General features: G+C 61.2%; 20 protein-coding genes. 14 read left to right on the forward strand and 6 right to left on the reverse strand.

The annotated features are described in order from the left end of the window. Positions 1 to 52: 52 nt before the first annotated feature. The 5 genes from ACP2AV_RS02440 (at position 53) to ACP2AV_RS02460 (ending at position 5,649) form a co-directional block, all read left to right on the forward strand. A complete protein-coding gene (locus ACP2AV_RS02440; RefSeq protein ID WP_426371060.1) occupies positions 53 to 1,423 on the forward strand; it encodes a glutamate--cysteine ligase in 1,371 nt (456 codons plus the stop codon). 256 nt (positions 1,424 to 1,679) lie between these two features. Next, a complete protein-coding gene (locus ACP2AV_RS02445) occupies positions 1,680 to 3,104 on the forward strand; it encodes a circularly permuted type 2 ATP-grasp protein (protein ID WP_426371061.1) in 1,425 nt (474 codons plus the stop codon). 57 nt (positions 3,105 to 3,161) lie between these two features. Continuing rightward, the gene (locus ACP2AV_RS02450; protein WP_426371062.1) at positions 3,162 to 4,106 is read left to right on the forward strand and encodes an alpha-E domain-containing protein; all 945 of its coding nucleotides are present in this window, start codon (positions 3,162 to 3,164) and stop codon (positions 4,104 to 4,106) included. Between the two features lies 1 nt (position 4,107). Beyond that, the gene (locus ACP2AV_RS02455) at positions 4,108 to 4,905 is read left to right on the forward strand and encodes a transglutaminase family protein (RefSeq protein WP_426371063.1); all 798 of its coding nucleotides are present in this window, start codon (positions 4,108 to 4,110) and stop codon (positions 4,903 to 4,905) included. Positions 4,906 to 4,917: 12 nt separating this feature from the next. Then, positions 4,918 to 5,649, forward strand: a complete 732-nt coding sequence (locus ACP2AV_RS02460) for a peptidase (RefSeq protein ID WP_426371064.1) — start codon at positions 4,918 to 4,920, stop codon at positions 5,647 to 5,649. Here ACP2AV_RS02460 and plsY read toward each other — a convergent pair whose 3' ends face one another. The 4 genes from plsY to ACP2AV_RS02480 form a co-directional block, all read right to left on the reverse strand. After that, complete coding sequence (gene plsY / locus ACP2AV_RS02465) at positions 5,650 to 6,255, reverse strand: glycerol-3-phosphate 1-O-acyltransferase PlsY (protein WP_426371065.1); 606 nt, start codon at positions 6,253 to 6,255, stop codon at positions 5,650 to 5,652. A gap of 73 nt (positions 6,256 to 6,328) precedes the next feature. After that, the gene (gene pyrC / locus ACP2AV_RS02470) at positions 6,329 to 7,591 is read right to left on the reverse strand and encodes a dihydroorotase (protein WP_426371066.1); all 1,263 of its coding nucleotides are present in this window, start codon (positions 7,589 to 7,591) and stop codon (positions 6,329 to 6,331) included. Then, a complete protein-coding gene (locus ACP2AV_RS02475; RefSeq protein ID WP_426371067.1) occupies positions 7,588 to 8,115 on the reverse strand; it encodes a hypothetical protein in 528 nt (175 codons plus the stop codon). The genes pyrC and ACP2AV_RS02475 overlap by 4 nt, the downstream gene beginning before the upstream one ends. Then, positions 8,112 to 9,080 (reverse strand): aspartate carbamoyltransferase catalytic subunit, encoded by a 969-nt coding sequence (locus ACP2AV_RS02480; protein ID WP_426371068.1) that lies wholly within the window; start codon positions 9,078 to 9,080, stop codon positions 8,112 to 8,114. Before ACP2AV_RS02480 ends, ACP2AV_RS02475 begins: the two co-directional genes overlap by 4 nt. Before the next feature lie 106 nt (positions 9,081 to 9,186). On the opposite strand from ACP2AV_RS02480, the gene ACP2AV_RS02485 reads away from it, so the two are divergent. From ACP2AV_RS02485 to ACP2AV_RS02500, 4 genes are all read left to right on the forward strand, one after another. Further along, positions 9,187 to 9,972 (forward strand): uracil-DNA glycosylase, encoded by a 786-nt coding sequence (locus tag ACP2AV_RS02485; RefSeq protein ID WP_426371069.1) that lies wholly within the window; start codon positions 9,187 to 9,189, stop codon positions 9,970 to 9,972. After that, positions 9,972 to 10,514, forward strand: coding sequence for a molybdenum cofactor biosynthesis protein B (moaB, locus tag ACP2AV_RS02490; RefSeq protein WP_426371070.1), 543 nt, complete (start codon positions 9,972 to 9,974; stop codon positions 10,512 to 10,514). The genes ACP2AV_RS02485 and moaB overlap by 1 nt, the downstream gene beginning before the upstream one ends. 149 nt (positions 10,515 to 10,663) lie before the next feature. Then, complete coding sequence (locus tag ACP2AV_RS02495; protein ID WP_426371071.1) at positions 10,664 to 12,091, forward strand: efflux RND transporter periplasmic adaptor subunit; 1,428 nt, start codon at positions 10,664 to 10,666, stop codon at positions 12,089 to 12,091. Positions 12,092 to 12,094: 3 nt separating this feature from the next. Continuing rightward, positions 12,095 to 15,463 carry an efflux RND transporter permease subunit gene (locus tag ACP2AV_RS02500; RefSeq protein ID WP_426371072.1) on the forward strand — a complete coding sequence of 1,123 codons (3,369 nt, stop codon included), beginning with the start codon at positions 12,095 to 12,097 and terminating at the stop codon, positions 15,461 to 15,463. Position 15,464: 1 nt separating this feature from the next. On the opposite strand, the gene ACP2AV_RS02505 is transcribed toward ACP2AV_RS02500, so the two are convergent. Continuing rightward, positions 15,465 to 16,265, reverse strand: a complete 801-nt coding sequence (locus tag ACP2AV_RS02505) for a protein-disulfide reductase DsbD domain-containing protein (protein ID WP_426371073.1) — start codon at positions 16,263 to 16,265, stop codon at positions 15,465 to 15,467. 125 nt (positions 16,266 to 16,390) lie between these two features. On the opposite strand from ACP2AV_RS02505, the gene ACP2AV_RS02510 reads away from it, so the two are divergent. Next, a complete protein-coding gene (locus ACP2AV_RS02510) occupies positions 16,391 to 16,966 on the forward strand; it encodes a YqgE/AlgH family protein (RefSeq protein ID WP_426371074.1) in 576 nt (191 codons plus the stop codon). On the opposite strand, the gene ACP2AV_RS02515 is transcribed toward ACP2AV_RS02510, so the two are convergent. Continuing rightward, the gene (locus ACP2AV_RS02515) at positions 16,963 to 17,898 is read right to left on the reverse strand and encodes an L-threonylcarbamoyladenylate synthase (RefSeq protein ID WP_426371075.1); all 936 of its coding nucleotides are present in this window, start codon (positions 17,896 to 17,898) and stop codon (positions 16,963 to 16,965) included. The genes ACP2AV_RS02510 and ACP2AV_RS02515 overlap by 4 nt on opposite strands. 139 nt (positions 17,899 to 18,037) lie before the next feature. Between ACP2AV_RS02515 and ACP2AV_RS02520 the strand changes: the two genes are divergently transcribed. From ACP2AV_RS02520 to ACP2AV_RS02535, 4 genes are all read left to right on the forward strand, one after another. Then, the gene (locus ACP2AV_RS02520) at positions 18,038 to 19,756 is read left to right on the forward strand and encodes an acyl-CoA dehydrogenase (RefSeq protein WP_426371076.1); all 1,719 of its coding nucleotides are present in this window, start codon (positions 18,038 to 18,040) and stop codon (positions 19,754 to 19,756) included. After that, the gene (locus ACP2AV_RS02525; RefSeq protein WP_426371077.1) at positions 19,753 to 20,787 is read left to right on the forward strand and encodes an MBL fold metallo-hydrolase; all 1,035 of its coding nucleotides are present in this window, start codon (positions 19,753 to 19,755) and stop codon (positions 20,785 to 20,787) included. Before ACP2AV_RS02520 ends, ACP2AV_RS02525 begins: the two co-directional genes overlap by 4 nt. A gap of 1 nt (position 20,788) precedes the next feature. Further along, a complete protein-coding gene (locus tag ACP2AV_RS02530) occupies positions 20,789 to 21,253 on the forward strand; it encodes a DUF6173 family protein (RefSeq protein WP_426371078.1) in 465 nt (154 codons plus the stop codon). 83 nt (positions 21,254 to 21,336) lie between these two features. Continuing rightward, positions 21,337 to 21,471, forward strand: coding sequence for an aa3-type cytochrome c oxidase subunit IV (locus ACP2AV_RS02535; RefSeq protein ID WP_426371079.1), 135 nt, complete (start codon positions 21,337 to 21,339; stop codon positions 21,469 to 21,471). Positions 21,472 to 21,474: the final 3 nt, after the last annotated feature.

Consider the following 21,474-nt stretch of genomic DNA (forward strand, 5'->3'; position numbering starts at 1 on the left):
TTTGCTCTCAGTTGTTGGCGACTGACAGGTGGCCCGCAGGGAGCAAAACAACATGTCCATTCCTCAATCCGGCGGCGGGCCGATTGAAAGCTATGATCAGCTTGCCGAGTATCTGGAATCCGGGTGCAAGCCCGCTCAGGATTGGCGCATCGGCACCGAGCACGAGAAATTCGGCTATTGCAAGGATACGCTCAGGCCGCTGCCCTATGACGGGCCACGCTCTATCCTGGCCATTCTTGAAGGGTTGCGTGACCGGTTCGGCTGGTCCGAGGTGCGCGAAGCCGACAAGCTGATCGGGTTAGAGCTGAATGGGGCGAACATATCGCTGGAACCGGGGGGGCAGTTAGAGCTTTCGGGCGCGCCGTTGGAAAATATCCACCAGACCTGCGACGAAGTGAACGAGCATCTGCGCGAAGTGCAAGCGGTGTCCGACGACATTGGCGCGCGGTTCATCGGGTTGGGCGCCGCGCCGGTCTGGTTACATGATGACATGCCGCTGATGCCCAAGGGCCGTTACAAATTGATGGACAGCTACATGGGCACGGTCGGCACGACCGGCACAGCCATGATGCGGCGGACCTGCACGGTTCAGGTCAACCTGGATTTCGCGTCCGAGGCCGACATGGTCCGTAAGTTCCGTGTGGCCCTGGCGTTGCAGCCGGTCGCCACCGCCCTGTTCGCCAATTCGCCGTTCTGGGAAGGCAAGCCGAATGGCGTACGATCCTATCGCAGCTACATCTGGCGGCATCTGGACGATAGCCGCACGGGGATGTTGCCCTTCGTGTTCGAAGACGGCATGGGGTTTGAACGCTACGTGGATTACGCGCTCGATGTTCCGATGTATTTCGTTTATCGCGACGGCCAATATATCAACGCCTTGGGGCAATCCTTCCGCGATTTCCTAAAGGGCGAACTGCCAGCACTGCCGGGTGAAAAGCCGACCTTGTCGGATTGGGCGGATCACCTGACGACGATATTCCCTGAAGCGCGGATCAAGAAATACATGGAAATGCGCGGGGCCGATGGCGGGCCGTGGCGCCGCCTTTGCGCGCTGCCGGCGTTCTGGGTCGGGCTGCTCTATGATGGGGCGGCGCTGGACGCGGCCCACGATCTGGCCATGTCGCTGGACACTGAAACCCGCGAGGGGCTGCGTGTGGCCGCGGCCGATCATGCGCTGCAGGGCGAAGCGGGCGGCGTGAAACTGCACGATCTGGCGCGCCAGTGTGTCGACATCGCGGAAGCTGGGTTGAAGGCCCGTGCGCGCGCCGGGGCCGGGGGGCTGGTACCGGACGAAACCCATTTCCTCAGCGCGCTGAAGGATAGCATTGAGACTGGCGAAAGTCCGGCGGACGAGCTGCTCGCGCGTTACAACGGCGACTGGCGTGGAAACCTCAACAACATCTACACCGACTACAGCTATTGATCGGACCCGGCCGGTAACAGGGCCAATGCGCATGCACGGGCTAAACCCATGGGAAGCCGTGGGCATGCGTCCCCCGCGCGGCGCAGTTTGGCCTTTGTGGGGTGCTGCGTGTCTAGTCCTGTTGGTCGCGCGGGCGCAGTTCCAAGTTGGTCAGATATTGTGCACTGATGGTGAAAAACGCGTCTGTATTTGAAGTGCAGGGGTTTTGTCATAAGTTTGTATTGTGGCTCGTAACTGCGTGGATAGATTTGACTTCATGGACAACCTGCCTGTTTTCGACGAGATGTGGGGCCGCGATGAGCGGCTTCGCGATCCCTATGGCCAATTCAACGATTGGTTTTCACGCGAAGATCTGTCCCGTTTGCGCGCCAAGCAGCGCGAGGCCGAAGAGGTCTTTCGCCTGACGGGAATCACGTTCAACGTCTACGGACGGGTCGAAGCCGAAGAACGTCTGATCCCGTTCGACATCATCCCGCGCGTGATATCCGGGATGGAATGGCAACGCCTGAGTCGCGGAATTGAACAACGCGTCCGCGCGATCAACGCGTTTCTATATGACATCTACCATCGGCAGGAAATCATCCGGGCAGGCCGAATTCCCGAAGAAATGATTTCCAAGAACGATGCGTTTCTGCCGCACATGATCGGAGTAGAGCCCCCCGGCGGTGTTTACACCCATATCGTCGGCATTGATTTGGTTCGCACCGATGACAACCAATTCTACGTGCTTGAAGACAATGCGCGCACTCCGTCGGGCGTCAGCTACATGCTGGAAAACCGTGAAACCATGTTGCAGATGTTTCCCGAGCTTTTCTCGCGCAATCGGGTGCGACCGGTGTCAAATTACCCGCGTGATCTGCGCGAGTCTCTGGCCAATTGCGCGCCGCCGGCCTGCACAGGGACGCCCTGTGTCGCGGTCCTGACGCCGGGCATCTATAACAGCGCCTATTTCGAACATGCGTTTCTGGCCAACGAAATGGGCTGCGAGCTGGTCGAAGGCCATGATCTGCGCGTGGTGGATGGCCGGGTGGCGATGCGGACCACGCAGGGTTATCGGCCAATCGATGTGCTTTACCGTCGTGTTGATGACGAATATCTTGATCCGTTGAATTTCAATCCCGACAGCACCCTTGGTGTGCCTGGCATTATGGATGTCTATCGCTCGGGCGGTATCACGATCGCCAATGCACCCGGCACAGGGATTGCCGATGACAAGGCGATTTACAGCTATATGCCCGAGATCGTCGAATTCTATACTGGCGAAAAAGCGATACTGGAAAACGTGCCGACGTGGCGGTGTTCCGACCCCGACAGCCTGGCCTATGTGCTGGACAATCTTGAGGAAATGGTTGTCAAAGAAGTGCATGGATCGGGCGGGTACGGGATGTTGATCGGCCCGACCGCGACCAAGAAGGATATCCGCGAATTCCGCAAAAAGCTGAAGGCCCGGCCCAGCAACTATATCGCCCAGCCCACGTTGTCTTTGTCGACGGTGCCGATCTTTACGCGGACCGGTCTGGCCCCCCGACATGTCGATCTGCGCCCCTTTGTGCTGGTCAGCCCCAACGATATCAAAATCACGCCGGGCGGCTTGACGCGCGTGGCGATGAAGAAGGGCTCATTGGTGGTCAATTCATCTCAGGGTGGCGGGACGAAAGACACATGGGTTCTGGACGAATGATGGGCGGATCTGCGAAAAATCGCGCGGTCGGACTGTCCGCGCCGAAAGGCGGTGCGCATGCTGGGTAAGACTGCACACGGGCTTTATTGGCTGTATCGCTACCTTGAGCGGGCGGAAAATACCGCGCGCCTCATTGCGACTGGCCAGCGGATCGCACTGACACGTAGCGGATCCGATTCCACGGACGAATGGCGCTCGGTCATGCAGACGGTCGGGGTGCTGGCTGGTTTCCGCGAACATCACGACGAAATAACCAAGGACGCGGCGATTGATTGGATGTTGCGCGATCCGAACAATCCGTCATCTGTGCGCGCGGCAATTGCCACGGCGCGCCACAACGCCCGGCTGGTACGTACCGCCGTGACCACCGAAGTCTGGGAAGCGATGAACGGCTGCCACATGGCCGTGGACAAGACGCTGGCCCGCAAGGTGAACGAACGCGATCTGCCTGGTGTTCTGGGCATGATCCGTCAGCGCACCGCCTTGGTCCGCGGCACGACCAACGGCACGATGTTGCGCAATGACAATTATGATTTTGCCCGGATTGGCACGTTCTTGGAGCGCGCGGACAACACGGCGCGCATTCTGGACATGAAGTACTACGTGTTGCTGCCATCGGTCATGGCGGTCGGATCGCGGTTGGACAATGTACAATGGGAAACGATCCTGCGCTCGGTTTCGGGCTTGGGGGGCTACCGGGTGGCGCACGGGACGGATGTGCGCCCGCTCAACATTGCGCATTTTTTGATCCTTGACGGCAGGATGCCGCGATCTTTGAAGTTCTGCGCGTCCAAGCTGCGCGACAACCTGGGTTATATCGCGGCAGGCTACGACGCGGATAACCCGAGCCTGCAAATGGCAGAAAATCTTTTGGCGATGTTCACCCATCAGGATATCGAACCGGTTTTCGAACAAGGCTTGCACGAATATATCCAAGGCGTACTGTTGTCGCTGGGCCAACTGGGTCAGCAGATCGAAATCGATTACAGGTTCTACGACTGACATGCGCCTCCGGATAAGCCACACAACGCGCTACACGTTCGACACCCCGGTCTCCTATGGGTTGCAGCAGTTGCGCAAATCCCCAAAGTCGAGCCGCGTGCAAAGTGTTCTGGACTGGGGCACAACTGTCGACGGCGGCAAGAAAGAATTGTCGTTCGAGGATTACCACCACAACTTTGTCGAACTGATCAGCTTCGAAAAGGGCACGAACGAATTGACGGTTCGCAGCCGGGGCGAGATCGAGGTTGCCGAAACCCACGGTGTCATAGGTCCCCATATCGGGCCCGTCCCGCTGTGGTTGTTCAAACACTCAACCGTTTTGACCAAGCCAGGACAGGCTTGCCGTGCCGTGGTGCGCGAAGTGGAAGGTGATACCGATCTGGAACGTCTGCATGCGCTGTCCAAGATTATCTATGACGCCGTGACGTATGAAACCGGCTCGTCCGAACCGAGTTGGACTGTCGAGGATATCCTGGCCGAGGGGCGCGGGGTGTGTCAGGACCATGCGCATGTGTTCATAGCCTGCGCACGCGAACTTGGATTTCCCGCCCGCTACGTGTCGGGCTACTTGATGATGAACGACCGTACCGACCAAGAGGCCAGCCATGCCTGGGCCGAAGTGTTCGTTGGTGGGCTGGGTTGGGTCGGATTCGATGTGTCAAACCAGATATCGCCCGATGTGCGCTACGTCAGAGTTGCGACAGGGCTGGATTATTCCGAAGCCGCCCCTGTAAGTGGGACCACCTTCGGCGGACAGGGTGAAAAACTGTCGGTCGAAATCGAGGTGGCACAACAATAAGGGCAGGGTCGAATGACATATTGTATAGCAATGGTCCTGGATAAGGGACTGGTGTTCATGTCCGACACCCGAACAAATGCCGGTGTCGACAATATTTCTACGTTCCAGAAGATGTTCACTTGGGAAACGCCGGGCGAACGATGCATCACGTTGATGACCGCGGGAAACCTGGCCACCACGCAAGCGGTGTGTTCGATGCTGGATGAACGGACCAAGGCGCATGATGATCGCGCGCCATCGCTTCTGGCAGCACCGTCGATGTTTCAGGCGGCCCAGATCGTCGCGGGGACCCTGCGCGAAGTGATCGACGGCCAGGCACAAGTTGGCATGAGAGCGGACGCGTCGTTCAACGCCACGATCATCATGGGCGGGCAGATCCAAGGCGGCCCTCCGCGCTTGTTTCTGATCTACCCCGAAGGCAATTTCATCGAAGCCGGTGACGACACGCCCTTTTTCCAGGTTGGCGAAACGAAATACGGGCGCCCGATCCTTGTCCGCGCGTATGATCAAAGCATGAGCTTTGAGAAAGCGGTAAAGCTCATGCTGGTCAGTTTCGATTCCACCGTCAAAGCGAACCTGTCAGTGGGTCTACCGTTCGATCTGCAAACATACGAACGTGATAGCCTGCGGCGCGGGTACACCGGGCGCATCGAAGCGGATGATCCCTATTACAACAAGATTTCCAATGACTGGGGCGAGGCACTGAAAAGCGCTTTGGACAGCCTGCCTGATTTCAGCTTCTGATCACTTTTTGCCGATTTTCGGTTCAGTGCCGTCCATGACGCGCCGAATGTTGGGCATGTGACGTGCATAGATCAGCGCGCCAAGCAGAATGGTCAGAATGGCCACGTCCGCACGTCCCAGCACAACCGCCACGCCCGGGACCAGCGCAGCCGCCGACAGCGCGCCGACGGACGATATCCGCGTCACCAGCGCCCCAATCAGCCAGATCGCGCAGGCGCCTATGCCCACCGGCCAGGCCACGGCCAGAACGGTGCCCAGGAATGTCGCTACGCCCTTGCCGCCGCGAAAGCCCAGAAAGATGGGAAAGCAATGACCGACAAACGCCATGAGCCCCGCCAGCTGAGCCGCATCCTCTGCGAGAACGTATCGCGCCGCCAGAACAGCAATGGCACCTTTTCCCGCATCGAGGATAAGGGTGAGAAAGGCGGCCAGCTTGTTTCCGGTGCGCAAAACGTTCGTGGCGCCGATGTTTCCCGATCCGATGGCGCGTAGATCACCCAGACCGAACAGGCGCGCCATAACGATCCCGAATGGCACCGAGCCCAGCACATAGGCCAGCAAGGCGACCAAGCCCAAACCTGCTGGCGATGTCACGATATCCGGCACGTTGTTCGATCCCTTCTTATTTCAAATACCCCAGGGCAATGTGCGCGCTAGGCGCATGGGCTCAGCGCCCCGCTCAACCGGTGAACACGCGCGTGCCGTTCACCCATGTGCCCAGAACTTTTCCTTCCATGCGCTGCCCGTCAAACGGCGTATTCTTCGATTTCGATTGCAGCGCAAAACGGTCCAGAACGAACGGCGCGTCCGGGTCGAACAACACCAGATCCGCCGGCGCACCCGGGGCCAAACGCCCCGCGTTCAACCCCAGCCGCCGGGCCGGGTTCAATGCCATGGCCCGCCAAAGCTGCGCAAGGCTCACTTCGCCCGAATGATAAAGGCGCAGCGCCGCTGGCAGCAGCGTCTCAAGCGCCACCGCGCCACTGGCCGCTTCTTCATACGGCAGGCGCTTGCTCTCTTCGTCCTGTGGCGTGTGCATCGAACTGATCACGTCGATCAACCCGCTACCCACGGCGGCAACCATTGCCTTGCGATCGTCTTCGGCGCGCAGGGGGGGTTTGACCTTGAAAAAGGTTCGGTAATCGCCGACGTCCAATTCGTTCAATGTCAGGTGATGAATCGACACGCCCGCCGTGACGTCCAGACCATTGGCCTTGGCGCGTTCCAGCGCGGGCAACGCGCGGGCGGTGCTGATCTGATCGGCGTGGTAGCGCACCCCTGTCATTTCCGCCAGGGCCAGGTCACGGTCCAGCGCCATGCGTTCGGCCATTGCTGGAACCGATGGCAAACCACGCAATGTGGCGAACTTGCCGCTTGTCACGGCGGCGCCATCGGACAGGCCGGGCTCTTGCGGGTGGCCGATCACCAGCGCGCCGACAGACCGCGCATAGGTCAGACAGCGGCTGAGGACCTTGGTGTCTGTCGTCACACGGTCGCAGTCGGTAAAGGCCACAGCGCCTGCATCCAGCATAAAACCGATTTCGACCATCTCTCGCCCAGAGCGGCCTTTGGTCAACGCCGACATATGCGCCACTTTGACAACCGCGTCGCTGGCCGCACGGCGTTGGACGAATTCCAACTGTTCTGGCGTGTCGATCGCGCCGGCCGTGTCCGGGCGCGTGACCATCGTGGTCACACCGCCGGCGGCCGCGGCCCGTCCCGCGCTGGCGAAGCTTTCCTTGTGGCGCTCACCCGGTTCGGACACCTTGACGCCCAGATCGACAATCCCCGGAGCCAGGCATTTGCCGCCACAATCCGTGCCGCCCTCTGCCCCGCCGACCCCAAGCCCGGCGATCTTGTCGCCTTCGATTTTCAGCCAGCCGATTTGATCGGTCTGGTTTTCTGGATCGATCAGCCGGACATTTGCAAGAAGCTCTGTCATGACGCCAGCCATACAAAGAGAACAACGAAAAACGCCAGGAACAGCAGAACGTAAAAAGCAATCATCCCCGAGATGCGCGCTTCGGATTTCGGGGGTCTTCCCTGGCTTAACTGCCCCTTGGCCGCCTCGGATTTCAGCGGCTCGAGAAGAACCGGCGCGCCCGTTTCAGGGTAAGTGCCGACATGCAGCAACGGCGGGCGGGCCAGCGTATCCAATGTCTCGCCCATGAACGCCGACCCCTTCAGAATCAGAACATGGCCTCTTAGTGCATCCAGTTTCAGGACATCTGCTTCTACCGCGTCCTCGCTCAGTCCCATGCCTTCGATCAGATATTCGGTCAGGCCGACGCCTTCCAGATCTGACAGCGGAAATTGCACGACGTGGGTTGCGTCGATGACAGTATCCAATGCTTGACCGATGGCTGCGCTATCCTTGGCAAAACTGGCGGCCTCATCCTCGGGCAGTTCGATCAGGAAAACGAAAACATTTGTGCGGTCGGCCGGTGTGATGTGTAGCGATGTCATGCCGTCTCCCCCTTGCCCACACGCTCGGCAAACCGTGCCGCGCGCAGGTTGCGCGCCAGCAGGTCCATCGCGGCCATGCGCACGGCCACACCCATTTCCACCTGTTCCTGAATGACGCTGCGATTGATGTCGTCGGCGATGGTGCCGTCGATTTCAACGCCGCGGTTCATCGGGCCGGGGTGCATTACGATCGCATCGCTCTTGGCGTGGGCCAGCTTGTCCGCGTCCAATCCGAAACGGTGATAATATTCGCGTGTCGACGGGATAAACGCCCCGTCCATCCGCTCTTTTTGCAGGCGCAGCATCATGACCACATCCACGTCTTTCAGCCCCTCGGTCATATCATCGTAGACCTCGCAGCCGAATTCCCCGAACGCGGCGGGAACAAGCGTGGGCGGGCCGATTAGCCGGATGCGGTTTTCCATCTTGTGCAGCAGCAGGATGTTGCTGCGCGCCACGCGAGAGTGGGCGATATCACCACAGATGGCAATGTTCAGCCGGTGCAGCCGACCTTTGGCCCGCCGGATCGTCAGCGCATCCAGAAGGGCCTGGGTGGGGTGTTCGTGACGCCCGTCGCCCGCGTTCAGGACCGCGCAGTTGACCTTTTGGGCCAGCAGATCGACGGCGCCCGATTGCGGATGGCGCACCACCAGAAGATCCGGATGCATCGCGTTCAGCGTCAGGGCCGTGTCAATCAGGGTTTCGCCCTTTTTGATGCTGCTGGCCTGCATCGCCATGTTCATGACATCCGCGCCAAGCCGCTTGCCTGCCAGTTCGAAACTGGCCTGCGTGCGGGTCGAATTTTCGAAGAACATGTTGATCTGGGTCAGCCCGTTCAGCGCATCGGCGTGCTTGACGTCGGCGCGGTTCAGATCGACGTATTTGTCGGCCAGATCCAGAATGGCGGAAATTTCATTTCGGGCCAGGGTCTCGATACCCAGAAGATGCTTTTGCCGGAATGACATGCGCAAGACCCCTTTCGTTTCACCGGGTTATAGCAGGGTTCGCTTGGGCGGCAAGCGTGCCTGTGACGCATTTACCTTTGCCGCGCCGCCTTCTAGCTTGGGCGGCATGGAATCGCAGATCGACACGATGGACTTTTTCGCCCTGCGCGCCGCGCTCGAATGGCAGATCGAGTTGGGCGTGGACGAGGCGATTTGCGATGCGCCCATCAACCGATACGACATGCCTGCCAATGCGCCCAAACCGGTGCCCAAGGGCGACCCTGCGCCCGGTCCGGTAGAAACCAAGGTCGATCCGGTCGCCGAAGCCATGGCAATGGCCCACGCCGCCCACGATCTGGGGGCCCTTCACACCGCCATGGCAGCCTTCGAACATTGCGAGCTGAAGCGCGGGGCCCGGAACCTGGTGTTTTCAGACGGAAACCCGGCGGCGCGCGTGATGATCGTTGGCGAAGGTCCGGGCCGTGACGAGGATATTCAAGCCAAGCCCTTCGTCGGCGCGGCCGGGCAAATGCTGGACAAGATGTTCGGCGCGATCGGCTTGGCCCGCGACGCGCCCGACGCGGAAAAGGCGCTCTATATTACCAATGTCGTGGTGTGGCGCCCGCCACAAAACCGCGACCCCAGCCCCGATGAAATGGCTATGATGGCGCCGTTTCTGGACCGGCACATCGAACTGGCAGCGCCCGAGGTGATCGTCGCGCTCGGCAACATTTCGTGCCAGGCGCTTTTGGGTCGCAAGGGCATCACCCGGATGCGCGGGCAATGGGGCGAACGCAAAGGTATACCCGTGATCCCGATGCTTCACCCTGCCTACCTGTTGCGCATGCCCGCCGCCAAACGCGAAACTTGGGCGGATCTGTTGTCGCTGAAAGATCGACTGAGGAAGACCTGATGAACCGGATCGACGAAGGCCTTGATTTCATCCCTGTGCGGATTGCAGTTTTAACCGTTTCCGACACGCGCGGGCTGGAAGATGACCGATCCGGGGCCACTCTGGTGGAACGCATTCAGAGCGCTGGCCATATCGTGGCGGACCGCGCCATCGTAACAGATGATCGCGGGAAGATCGCCGATCGCCTGCGCAAATGGTGCGCCGATCGCGACATTGACGTCATCATTTCGACAGGCGGGACCGGACTGACGGGGCGCGATGTCACGGTCGAGGCGCACCGCGATGTCTATGAAAAGGAAATCGAAGCCTTCAGCACAGTGTTCACGATGGTTTCGATGCAGAAAATCGGCACCAGCGCGGTTCAAAGCCGCGCGACAGGCGGGGTTGCGAACGGCACCTACCTGTTTGCGCTGCCCGGTAGCACGGGGGCTTGCAAGGATGCCTGGGACGAGATCCTGAAACTTCAGCTAGATTATCGGCACCGCCCCTGCAATTTCGTCGAAATCTTCCCCCGGCTTGATGAGCATAAACGCCGCAAATAAAAATGCGACGGAATCGGCCGGTTGTATCGTAACATGCTTGTGGTTTGGCCTTTCGTTCCGCCACGTCTAGATTGAAGCCGGGCGGTCCGGTTGCAAAAAGGTTGAATACAATGCGTTTTTTGCGCCGCTCCTTTGTGGGCTTGTTTCTGATGTCTCTTACGGTCGGCTTGCTGGCATGGGGGGGCTATTCCATGCGCAGCGCCATTCAGGACCGCATGGCCCAGGAAAGCCGGCCGGGCGTGGCGCGCGAACGGGTCTTTGCCGTGAATGTCACGCAAATTTCGCCCCAAACCGTCACCCCTGTCATCACCGCGTTTGGTCAGGTCGTCTCGCGCCGCGCGCTTGAGCTGCGCACCCCGGTAGGGGGAACGATCGTTGAGCTGTCCGAGGCGTTCGAAGAAGGTGGGCAGGTGCAGGCTGGCGACGTTTTGCTCCGGATTGATCCGACAGATGCGCAAGCCACGCTGGACGTAGCCGAGGCCGATTACCTTGAGGCAGAAGCCACGTTGCGCGATGCACAACGCACGCTTGAGATTGCGCTGGATGATTTGCAGGCCGCCCGTGATCAGGCCGAATTGCGCGCCGCGGCGCTGGCCCGCCAACAAAACCTGAAGGCACGCGGCGTGGCCACCGATGCGGCCGTTGAAGACGCCGCGCTGGCCGAAGTGTCGGCGCGCCAATCGGTCTTGGCCAAGCGCCAGGCTGTCGCCAACGCCGAAGCCGCCGTGGACAGCGCCAGCACCGCAGTGCTGCGCGCGCGCATCAAGCGCGCCGAAACGCAGCGCGCTCTGGACGATACGGTGGTGGTGGCGGAATTTTCTGGCACCTTGGCCGATGTGACCGTGGTCGAAGGCGGGCTGGTGACTGCGAATGAGCAGATCGGCCGCTTGATCGATCCCATACAGCTCGAGGTTTCGTTCCGCGTTTCGGCGCAGCAATATGTGCGTCTTTTGAGCGATGACGGGGTTTTGGCTGAAACGCCCGTGCGCGTTGCGCTGGATTTGGCCGGGGTCGATATCCATGCGACAGGGCGTATCACCCGCGAAAGTGCCACCGTGGGCGAAGGCCAAACCGGGCGCCTGTTGTTTGCGCGCCTGGATGATGCCGCCGGGTTTCGGCCCGGCGATTTCGTGACAGTTGTGGCCGAAGAACCGGCGTTGCAAGGCGTGGCACGTCTGCCCGCCACGGCGGTGGACGCAGCAAACACGGTTTTGGCGCTCGACGAAGAGAACCGTTTGCAGACCCGCCCCGTAGACCTGCTGCGCCGTCAGGGTGACGATGTGCTGATTTCGGCGGCGGGGCTGGCCGGGGTCGAAGTTGTGTCAGAGCGCACGCCGCTGTTGGGGCAGGGCATTCTGGTGCGCCCCCTGCGCGCGCCCGACACCGGGCAATCACAGGAAAATCTGGCCCCCGACTTGCTGGAATTGACGCCCGAAAGACGTGCGGCTCTGATCGCTTTTGTCAAACGCAACGCGAGGATGCCAAGCGACGTCAAGGAACGCCTGCTGGCCACGCTGGCCAAAGACAAGGTGCCTGCGGAGACGGTCGAAAGTATCGAAGCGCGGATGGGGGGCTGAGCCATGCGTAGTTCCGAGCGGATCGGCGGCATCTTGGGGTATTTCGCGCGCCACCGCACAGCGGCGAACCTGCTTTTGGTGACGCTTCTGGTGGCGGGATTGGCAGCAATCCCAAACATGCGCGCGCAGTTTTTCCCCGACATTGTCTCGGACGAAGTGCGGGTGACCGTCACTTGGGACGGGGCGGGGGCCGATGATGTGGATCGCGCCATCGTCCAGGTGCTGGAACCGTCACTTCTGGCGGTTGAAGGCGTGGTGGAAGCGGAATCGGTGTCCACCGAAGGGCGCGCCCAGATCTCGCTGGAATTTGAGCCTGGGTATGACATGACCCTGGCCGGGGATGACGTCGAGGCGGCGGTTGATACGGTGACCACCTTGCCCGAGGGCGCTGATGACCCCAATGTCGTTTCCGGCGGGTGGCGCGAAAGGGTCACGGATGTCGTGATCACCGGCCCCGTTGGCGTGGACCAGCTGGGGGTGTTTGCCGATGAATTTGTCTCGCGCCTGTTTGCCGAAGGGGTAACGCGCACGACCGTCAGCGGGGTGGCGGCGCCCTCGACGATCATTGAGGTCCCAAGTCTGGCGTTGATTCGCAACGACATCTCGATGGCGCAGATCGCCGCCGCCGTCGCGGGCGAGGTTGACACAGATCCGGCAGGCGATGTCAGCGGGGCCAATGCGCGGGTTCGCACCGGGGTAGCCAAGCGGTCGGCCGAGCAGATCGAAGGCATCGTGCTGCGGTCAAACGCGGATGGGTCGACCTTGACGATCGGGGATGTGGCGACGGTGCGCGTCGAAGGGATTGATCGCAACGCGGCCTATTTTGTCGGGGACAATCCGGCAGTGGTTGTGGGCGTGCAGCGCAGCGCAGCGGGGGACGCAATAGAGATCCAGCGCCAGGTGGAGGACATCGCCGCCGAAATGGAGCTGTCCCTGCCCGACGGCGTGCATCTGGACCTGATCCGCACCCGGGCCGAAGCGATCACGAACCGGCTGAACATCCTTTTGGACAACGGTGCGATGGGGCTGGCCTTGGTGGTGGGGCTGCTGTTCTTGTTCCTGAACACGCGCACCGCCTTTTGGGTCGCGGCAGGCATCCCGGTGTCAATGACGGCGGCAATTGGGCTGATGTATGCCTTTGGGCTGACGCTCAACATGATTTCGCTCTTCGCATTGATCATCACGTTGGGGATCGTCGTCGATGACGCGATTGTCGTCGGCGAGCATGTCGATTTCCGTGTGCGCCGCCGCGGCGAAGCGCCAATGGAGGCTGCCGTGAACGCGGCCCGGCGCATGTTCAGCCCGGTCTTTTCGGCCACGCTGACAACCGTGATCGCCTTCTTCGGGCTGACGGCCATATCAGGGCGGTTCGGCGATATGATTGCCGACATCCCCTTTACCGTGATCGTCGTCTTGATTGCGTCGCTGGTCGAATGCTTCTTGATTCTGCCCAACCACATGGCCCATTCCATGGCGCCGTCGTCGCGGGGCAAATGGTACGACGCGCCGTCGCGTACAGTGAACCGGGGCTTCAACTGGTTCCGTGAACGCATTTTCCGCCCCATGATGGCTGGTGTGATTCAGGCGCGCTATCCGGTCTTGGCCGGCGTCGTTCTGTTATTGTTGCTGCAGGTGGCGCAGGTGGTGCGCGGAGACGTGCAATGGCGGTTCTTCAATTCGCCCGAACGCCCGTCTGTGTCTGGCAATTTCGCGATGGCCCCAGGCGCTGCGCGTGAAGACACCATCGAAATGATGCACGAATTGCAGCGCGCCACCGAAGTGGCCGCACAAAAGCTTGAGGCCGAGCATGGCGTCAATCCGCTGGACTATGTCGTTGCGCAAATCGGGGGCGGATCCGGGCGCGGGTTGGCTAGCGCTGACACAAAAGATCCTGACCAGCTGGGCGCAATTTCCATCGAACTGATCGATGCCGATCTGCGACCCTATTCCAGTTATGCCTTCATCACCGCCGTGCAAGAAGAGGTGAAGAACCATCCGCTGGTCGAAGAGGTCAGTTTTCGCGGGTGGCGTTCCGGCCCCGGCGGCGATGCCATCGACATTCAGCTGTATGGCGCCGAAGCGCAGGTGCTCAAGGATGCGGCAGAAGCGCTGAAGACACAGTTGTCCCAATTTCCTGAAGTCAGCGCACTGGAAGATAGCCTGGCCTATGACAAGCAGGAATTGGTGTTGGATCTGACCGCACAAGGTCAAGCACTGGGCTTTACGATTGACGCGGTCGGGGGTGTTCTGCGCAACCGCCTGGCCGGGATCGAAGCGGCCAGCTACCCTGACGGCACCCGTTCGGCTACGATCAACGTGGAACTTCCCGACAGTGAACTGACCGCTGATTTCCTGGACCGGACCTTGATGCGCACTGACAGCGGCGCCTATGTGCCGCTGTCCGATCTGGTGTCTGTCACGACGCAAACGGGCTTTTCTACCGTGCGTCGGGAAAACGGCATTCGCTTGGTCGGTGTGAATGGCGATCTGGCCGAAGACGACCCCGCCCGCGCGACCGAAGTGACACAGGCCCTCGAAACCGTGATCCTGCCCCAACTGGCCGAGGATTTCGGGATTTCCTATCAAATGGCGGGCCTGAGTGAACAGGAAAACCGTTTCCTGTCTGACGCAGGGTTCGGCTTTGCCCTGTGTATCGTCGGGATTTACCTGGTTCTGGCGTGGGTTTTCTCAAGTTGGACGCGGCCTTTGGTGGTGATGGCGATCATTCCTTTCGGATTGGTCGGGGCGATTTATGGCCATGCATTGTGGAACGTGCCCTTGTCGATGTTTTCGGTGGTCGGCCTGATCGGAATGACGGGAATCATCATCAACGATTCCATTGTTCTGGTGACGACTGTGGACGAATACGCCCAGGAACGGGGCATTGTGCCTGCGATCATCGATGGATCGGCGGACCGTTTGCGCCCAGTGATGCTGACTACGCTGACGACGGTGCTCGGGCTTGCTCCGCTTCTTTACGAAGGGTCGGCGGATGCGCAATTCCTCAAACCCACGGTCATTACGTTGGTCTACGGGTTGGGCTTTGGAATGGTGCTGGTGCTGCTGGTGGTCCCCGCGCTTCTTGCGATGCAACTGGACGTGCGGCGGCAGATCGCATCGTTCCGGCGCGGGTTTGACCGGCGCACGGGCCCCGTGCGGGTTGTGCTGGGGCTGGCGGCTGCGCTGGTGGCGGTCTGGTTCACAGCAACGATGGGCAGTGTAATGCTCACCGGTGCGATGCCCGCCTTGCTGGGCGGTGGTGCAGGGATCCGCGGGGCCTTCGGCCTGTTCGTGGCGGGGGCAGCGGTGGTGACTTTGGCGACAGCGGTGCTGGGCGGGGTCTGGATGCGCTCGGCCCGCCGAACGGTTTGATCTATGGCCCGGCGCAGCCCCGGATATCCACGGCGTGCCCGTCTGCTATCACAGTGATGCGTATTTCTGACCGGTCCAGCATGAAAGGCGCGGCCGACGGCGGCACCAGATCGGATTGCGCCGTCAGGCGGGCGCCATCGCGGCGCGTATCGGCCTCGGATACCCAGATGGATTCGTCCGGCAATTCAACGACGGCCACTTCGGACGGGCCAAGGGCCGGCATTGTCAAAGATGCGGTCAGGCGCAGCCCGTCGGAAATCGGCTGAGCATCGCAGGTCACGCGCTCGACACCGGCGCGATTTGCACTGGAAGGTTGATCGGCCAAGGCCGCGCGGATTGCCGGATTCGCGCCGCCCGTCGCGGGAAGGATCGCATTGATCTGAACCGTCACGGGCATGCAGATGTCTTCGCATATGCCCAGTTCGACAGCACTTAGCATCTTGATTGGCTGCCCGGGCGTCGCGGGCGTCAGTTCGATCGGCAGAACCAATTCATCCTTGTAGCCGATGGTGCGGACGCCGTTTTGTTCAAATACGACCGGTGTAGGCCAGTGAAACGCGACCGAGCCGATGTTTTGCGATCCGGCCCAATCAAACCGCGGCGGGATGCCCGCTTCGCCCGGGGCGCGCCAATAGGTTTTCCAGCCGGGGGCAAGCCGGACGCGAAGCGCGGCCATGTGCGTGCCAGAGTCGGTACGCCAGCCGGGCAACACATCAACCGAGGCCACATCCGACAGGTCCATGGCGTGGGCTTGCGTTGCGACGATCACAGCAGAGAGAATGGCGGTGGAATGCATGAACATGTGCCAGACCATAGGGGGCGGGCGCATTTTGGGAAATCACATTCCGGCGACGCGCGCGTGAAGCGCAGTGCCTGTGACCAAAGCGCCCACTTGTGTCCAGCGGTGACGCAGCGCAATGTGGTCGCATGAACCAGACGGACGATCCCATAGACCTGACAGGCAAATTGCTCATCGCAATGCCCGGCATGAGCGATGCGCGCTTCGAAAAGAGCGTCGTCTACCTGTGTGCCCACTCATCCGAGGGCGCGATGGGTTTGATCGTCAACAAACCGCTTCCTGATCTGTCGCTCTCGGCGCTTCTGGACCAGCTTGAGATTGACGCGCAAACCGGTGCGCCGGAATGGCCCGTTTTCTTTGGCGGGCCTGTCGAACATGGGCGTGGGTTCGTTTTGCATTCGTCAGACTATCAATCCAAAGGTTCGACCCTGCGCGTCACGGACAGTTTTTCGATGACTGCCACGCGCGGTATCCTGTCCGATATCGCCGCAGGCGCTGGCCCTGCCATGGCTATACTCGCTTTGGGGTATTCGGGCTGGGGGCCGGGGCAGTTGGAAGCAGAAATCGCGCAAAATGGCTGGCTTTCCTGCGATGCCAGCCCCGAGGTGGTCTTTGCCCGCGACAGCACCCGAAAATGGGAGGCCGCGTTGCGCATCTTGGGGATCGAGCCGCTGCTTTTGTCGGCTGAGGCCGGGCGGGCCTAGGGGGCTCGCGGCGCGGCGGCGCGGCGCAGCCTGTCATTGATCGCGCGGCCCAGCCCCGTGTCCGGCACTGGCGCCACGGCAATGGCGCGCGCGCTGGCATTGGCCGTGTGCAAAGCAGCAAACAGGGTGGTCGCGGCTTCGACCAGATCACCCTTGGGCGACAGATTGATATCCGCGCCGGGGCAATCGCCAAATCCAATCCAGAATTCATCGTCGCGCCGCGTGGTCGCGTTCAGCCGCACCGCCGCGTCTGGCGCATAATGGGACGAGAGCTGGCCTGGCGCGTTGATTTCGCCACTGTGTTCTGCGAGCGGTTGGCCCAACACGCGTTCGATATCTTCGCTGGCTAGCCCGCCGGGCCGGAGCAGGGTGGGATGTCCCGTCAAGCCGACAATCGTGCTTTCTACGCCGACACCGCAGGCCCCCCCATCAAGTACCGCGTCGATCCGTCCGCCCAGACCGCCCAGCACGTGGGTGGCGTCAGTGGGGCTGATCCGGCCGGACGGGTTGGCCGACGGGGCTGCGATCGGCATGGCTGCGCCCGCCAGAAGGGCTTGGGCAACCGGATGCGCCGGCACGCGAATGGCCACGCTATCCATGCCTGCGGTGACCAATGGCGATAGGCCTGCATCCGGGCGCAAGGGCAACACCATCGTCAGCGGCCCGGGCCAAAAGGCGCGCGCCAGACGACGTGCGGGGTCGCCCAGCACGGCGTATCGCTCGGCCGAATCGCGCGATGCCACATGCACGATCAGGGGGTTGAACCGGGGGCGCCCTTTGGCATCGAATATCCGCGCCACAGTGGCGTCAGAGCGGGCATCGCCTGCCAGGCCATAGACCGTTTCGGTCGGCAAGGCGACCAGCCCGCCGTCTCGCAGGATGCGAACGGCGGCAGAAATACCGTCGGCCGAGGCGTGAAAGAGTTGGGTCATGGTGACGCTGCGTCGTGGTTGGTGGGCAGTCGGGGCTTGACTAGGATCGGTTCAGTTTACATAGCTGCATAGCTGTGCGGGGGGCAAAGGCCAAGCCCGTGAAATGCCGAGATCAGGGTACCGAACAGGGGAGACATCAATGCCGTACCGCGCGCCGGTTCAGGACGTTCAGTTCATTTTTGACAACATCGTGGGCCTTGAACAGGTCGCACAGACCGAACGGTTTGCCGATGCCACCCCAGACGTGACTGCCGCCATGCTGCAGGAAGCTGGCCGTATGTGTGACGAGGTTCTGGCCCCGCTGAACCGCGATGGCGATCTGGAAGGTGCAAAGCTGGAGAACGGCGTCGTGCGGACAACGCCCGGTTTCGCGCAAGCCTATGGCCAATGGGCCGAGGCGGGCTGGGTCGGGATTTCCGGGCCGGTAGAGTATGGCGGAATGGGCCTGCCGCTGGCCCTGCAGACATCGGTCAATGACATGATGTCCGGGGCATGCCTGGCCCTGGGGTTGAACCCGCTGCTGACACAAGGTCAGATCGAAGCACTGGAACACCATGCCAGCGACGAGATGAAGGCAACGTTCCTGCCGAAATTGTGCTCGGGCGAATGGTCGGGCACGATGAACCTGACCGAACCGGGGGCGGGCTCGGATGTGGGCGCGCTGCGCACCAAGGCCGAGCCGAACGGGGACGGCACCTATGCGGTTACCGGGCAGAAAATTTTCATCAGTTGGGGTGATGCCGACTTTATGGCGAACGTCTGCCATTTGGTGTTGGCCCGCCTGCCAGATGGCGCGCCAGGGACCAAAGGGATCAGCCTGTTCATGGTGCCGCGCAACATCCCGAACGAAGACGGCTCGCCCGGCCCGCGCAATTCCTTGCGCGTGGTGTCACTTGAACACAAGACGGGCCTTCATGGCTCGCCCACCTGCGTGATGGAATACGATGGCGCTACCGGGTGGCTGGTCGGCGGCCCGCACGACGGGATGAAGGCCATGTTCACCATGATGAACAATGCCCGCCTGAATGTGGGCATGCAGGGTATCGGCGTTGCCGAAGGCGCGTATCAGAAAGCCCTGGAATACGCACAGGAACGCAAACAGGGGCGCACCCCTGTGGGTGATGGCGACGGGGCGATTATCGATCATGCCGATGTGCGCCGCATGTTGGCCACGATGAAGGCTGATATCTTTGCTGCGCGTTGCATTGCGATGGCTTGTGGGGTCGCGCTGGACATGGCGCACGCCACCGGTGACGCGGACTGGCAGGCGCGCGGGGCTTTGCTGACCCCGATCGCCAAGAGTTTTGGCACCGATACCGGCATTCGTGTGTCCGAGATGGGCGTGCAAGTACACGGTGGCATGGGCTATGTTGAAGAGACGGGCGCGGCGCAGTTCAACCGCGATGTCCGTGTGACGTCGATCTACGAAGGCACGAACGGCATTCAGGCGATGGACCTTGTTGCGCGTAAAATGATGGATGGCGGCGAAGCGGCCTTTCGCCTGCTCGACGAAATCGAACAGGACGCGGAAGCCAGCCGTGGCAAGCTGCCCGATCTGGCGCGGATCGTCTGGGACGCCGCCGAGACTCTGCGCGAAGCCACCGAATGGCTGATCGAACAGGGCCTGAACGACCGCTTCGCCGGGGCGGTTCCGTATCAAACCGCCTTCGCCCGTGTGCTGGGTAGCCACTTCCACCTGAAGGCGGCAATGGCTGAAGGTGGCGAAGGGGCGCGGACCCGTCTGGCGACGTTCTATATAAATCGTATTTTGCCAGAGTTCGAAGGGCTTCTCGCGCATGCGCGCCAGGGGGCGGACGATCTCTATGCGCTGTCGGCCGAAGATCTCGGGGCCGCATGACGGCCCCGATTCGCACGCTGGTCGCTACGCCGCCTGAACCGGGTTCGGTCACCGAGATCACCGAGGACGTACGCTGGATCCGTCTGCCGCTGCCGATGGTGCTGGACCATGTCAACTGCTACGCGCTGCGTGACGATGACGGATGGACCATTGTCGACACCGGGTTCGACACCAGCAAACAGCGCGCGATCTGGCGGGATGTCATTGACAACCATCTGGATGGCGCGCCGGTTGTGCGCGTTCTTGTCACCCACCATCACCCCGACCACATCGGGCTGGCGGGCTGGTTCGTGTCCGAATTCGGGGCCGAGCTGATCACGACACGCACGGCCTATCTTATGGCGCGGATGCTGTACCTGGATGAGCAGGACGCCCCGCTGCCCGAAACCCTGGCTTTTTGGCGTAGCGCCGGGATGGATCCGGAGCTCTATGCCAAGCGCGCGGCCGAGCGCCCGTTCAACTTTTGCGACGCGATCGCCAAACTGCCACTGGGGTACACCCGCATTGTGGAAGGGCAGGTGCTGCGACTTGCCGGTCGTGATTGGACCATACGCATGGGCAACGGCCACGCGCCTGAACATGCAACCCTTTGGTCCGAGACCGGAGACCTGGTGCTGGGCGGCGATCAGTTGCTGGCGTCAATTTCGCCCAACATCGGTGTGCACGCGACCGAGCCGGGGGCGGACCCGTTGGGCGAATGGCTGGAAGCATGCGAACGCCTGCGCCCCTTCGCCACCGACAATCAGTTGGTTCTGCCCGGACATAAACTGCCTTATACGGGGCTGCCCACCCGCATGGGCCAATTGATCGATAATCACCATTCCGCGCTGACCCGGCTGACCGAATTTCTGCGCACACCGCGCACGGCGACCGGGTGTTTCGATCAGCTGTTCAAGCGCAAGATCGGCGAAAGTGAATACGGGCTTGCCATGGTCGAAGCCATGGCGCACCTCAATCACCTGTACCTGACAGGCAAGATCACGCGTACACGGCGCGAGGACGACGCCTGGTTGTGGCAGACCAAGGAATGACATGAACGGCGATACTGTCAGCACAACCGCCGAGGCCCACGAGGACGACGCCCTGCCGCGCGCGCGCGTCGTGCACTCGAACCCGGACGCCCCGCAAACGGCGGAACAAAAACCGCTGCCCGATTCTGTGGCCCGAAAACCGGTTGCCAAGAAAAGCGCCGCGGAATGGGCGTATGAACGGCTGGTGCTCTACATCCAGAACTTCGAAGAACAACTGGACAGCGAACATGAGGTGTCGGTGGGATTCGCCGGGTCGAACACGGGTCTTCTGCGGATCGAAGGGCTGGGTTATTTTGATCCGGACATGATCACCTTTTATGGATCCGACGAAAACGGCGTGCGCACACAGTTGGTTCAGCATGTCAGCCAGTTGAATGTGTCACTGCGCGCCATGCCCAAGGAACCAGCGCGCAAGACGGCGCAGCGTATCGGCTTTCAGCTGGCCAAGGACCTGGAAGACGGGTAACTGTCTGCGGCGCTTGGGTACGTGACATGGCTGCCGGAATCGTCTAAATCCCCGTTCAACCGACATCCGAAGGGAAGAAACACATGGCAGAGCACAAGCACGGCACGATGGACACCACCGCACAGGAAAAGACCTTTGAGGGCTTCCTGAAATGGGCGATGTGGGTCGGTGGCATCTCACTGGGCGTTTTGGTGTTTTTGGCGATTTTCAACAGCTGATCG

Source organism: Aliiroseovarius sp. PTFE2010 (genome assembly GCF_049943335.1).
In the GTDB taxonomy this organism is placed as follows: domain Bacteria; phylum Pseudomonadota; class Alphaproteobacteria; order Rhodobacterales; family Rhodobacteraceae; genus JBNFVY01.

Coding starts and splice junctions, on each gene's coding strand:
- ACP2AV_RS02475 (WP_426371067.1), bottom strand. CDS start 8,115: ATGACATCGCTACACATCACACCGGCCGACCGCACAAATGTTTTCGTT.
- ACP2AV_RS02440 (WP_426371060.1), top strand. CDS start 53: ATGTCCATTCCTCAATCCGGCGGCGGGCCGATTGAAAGCTATGATCAG.
- ACP2AV_RS02485 (WP_426371069.1), top strand. CDS start 9,187: ATGGAATCGCAGATCGACACGATGGACTTTTTCGCCCTGCGCGCCGCG.
- ACP2AV_RS02530 (WP_426371078.1), top strand. CDS start 20,789: ATGAACGGCGATACTGTCAGCACAACCGCCGAGGCCCACGAGGACGAC.
- ACP2AV_RS02520 (WP_426371076.1), top strand. CDS start 18,038: ATGCCGTACCGCGCGCCGGTTCAGGACGTTCAGTTCATTTTTGACAAC.
- ACP2AV_RS02495 (WP_426371071.1), top strand. CDS start 10,664: ATGTCTCTTACGGTCGGCTTGCTGGCATGGGGGGGCTATTCCATGCGC.
- ACP2AV_RS02450 (WP_426371062.1), top strand. CDS start 3,162: ATGCTGGGTAAGACTGCACACGGGCTTTATTGGCTGTATCGCTACCTT.
- pyrC (WP_426371066.1), bottom strand. CDS start 7,591: ATGACAGAGCTTCTTGCAAATGTCCGGCTGATCGATCCAGAAAACCAG.
- ACP2AV_RS02500 (WP_426371072.1), top strand. CDS start 12,095: ATGCGTAGTTCCGAGCGGATCGGCGGCATCTTGGGGTATTTCGCGCGC.
- ACP2AV_RS02455 (WP_426371063.1), top strand. CDS start 4,108: ATGCGCCTCCGGATAAGCCACACAACGCGCTACACGTTCGACACCCCG.
- ACP2AV_RS02480 (WP_426371068.1), bottom strand. CDS start 9,080: ATGTCATTCCGGCAAAAGCATCTTCTGGGTATCGAGACCCTGGCCCGA.
- moaB (WP_426371070.1), top strand. CDS start 9,972: ATGAACCGGATCGACGAAGGCCTTGATTTCATCCCTGTGCGGATTGCA.
- ACP2AV_RS02505 (WP_426371073.1), bottom strand. CDS start 16,265: ATGTTCATGCATTCCACCGCCATTCTCTCTGCTGTGATCGTCGCAACG.
- ACP2AV_RS02515 (WP_426371075.1), bottom strand. CDS start 17,898: ATGACCCAACTCTTTCACGCCTCGGCCGACGGTATTTCTGCCGCCGTT.
- ACP2AV_RS02510 (WP_426371074.1), top strand. CDS start 16,391: ATGAACCAGACGGACGATCCCATAGACCTGACAGGCAAATTGCTCATC.
- ACP2AV_RS02460 (WP_426371064.1), top strand. CDS start 4,918: ATGACATATTGTATAGCAATGGTCCTGGATAAGGGACTGGTGTTCATG.
- ACP2AV_RS02535 (WP_426371079.1), top strand. CDS start 21,337: ATGGCAGAGCACAAGCACGGCACGATGGACACCACCGCACAGGAAAAG.
- ACP2AV_RS02525 (WP_426371077.1), top strand. CDS start 19,753: ATGACGGCCCCGATTCGCACGCTGGTCGCTACGCCGCCTGAACCGGGT.
- ACP2AV_RS02445 (WP_426371061.1), top strand. CDS start 1,680: ATGGACAACCTGCCTGTTTTCGACGAGATGTGGGGCCGCGATGAGCGG.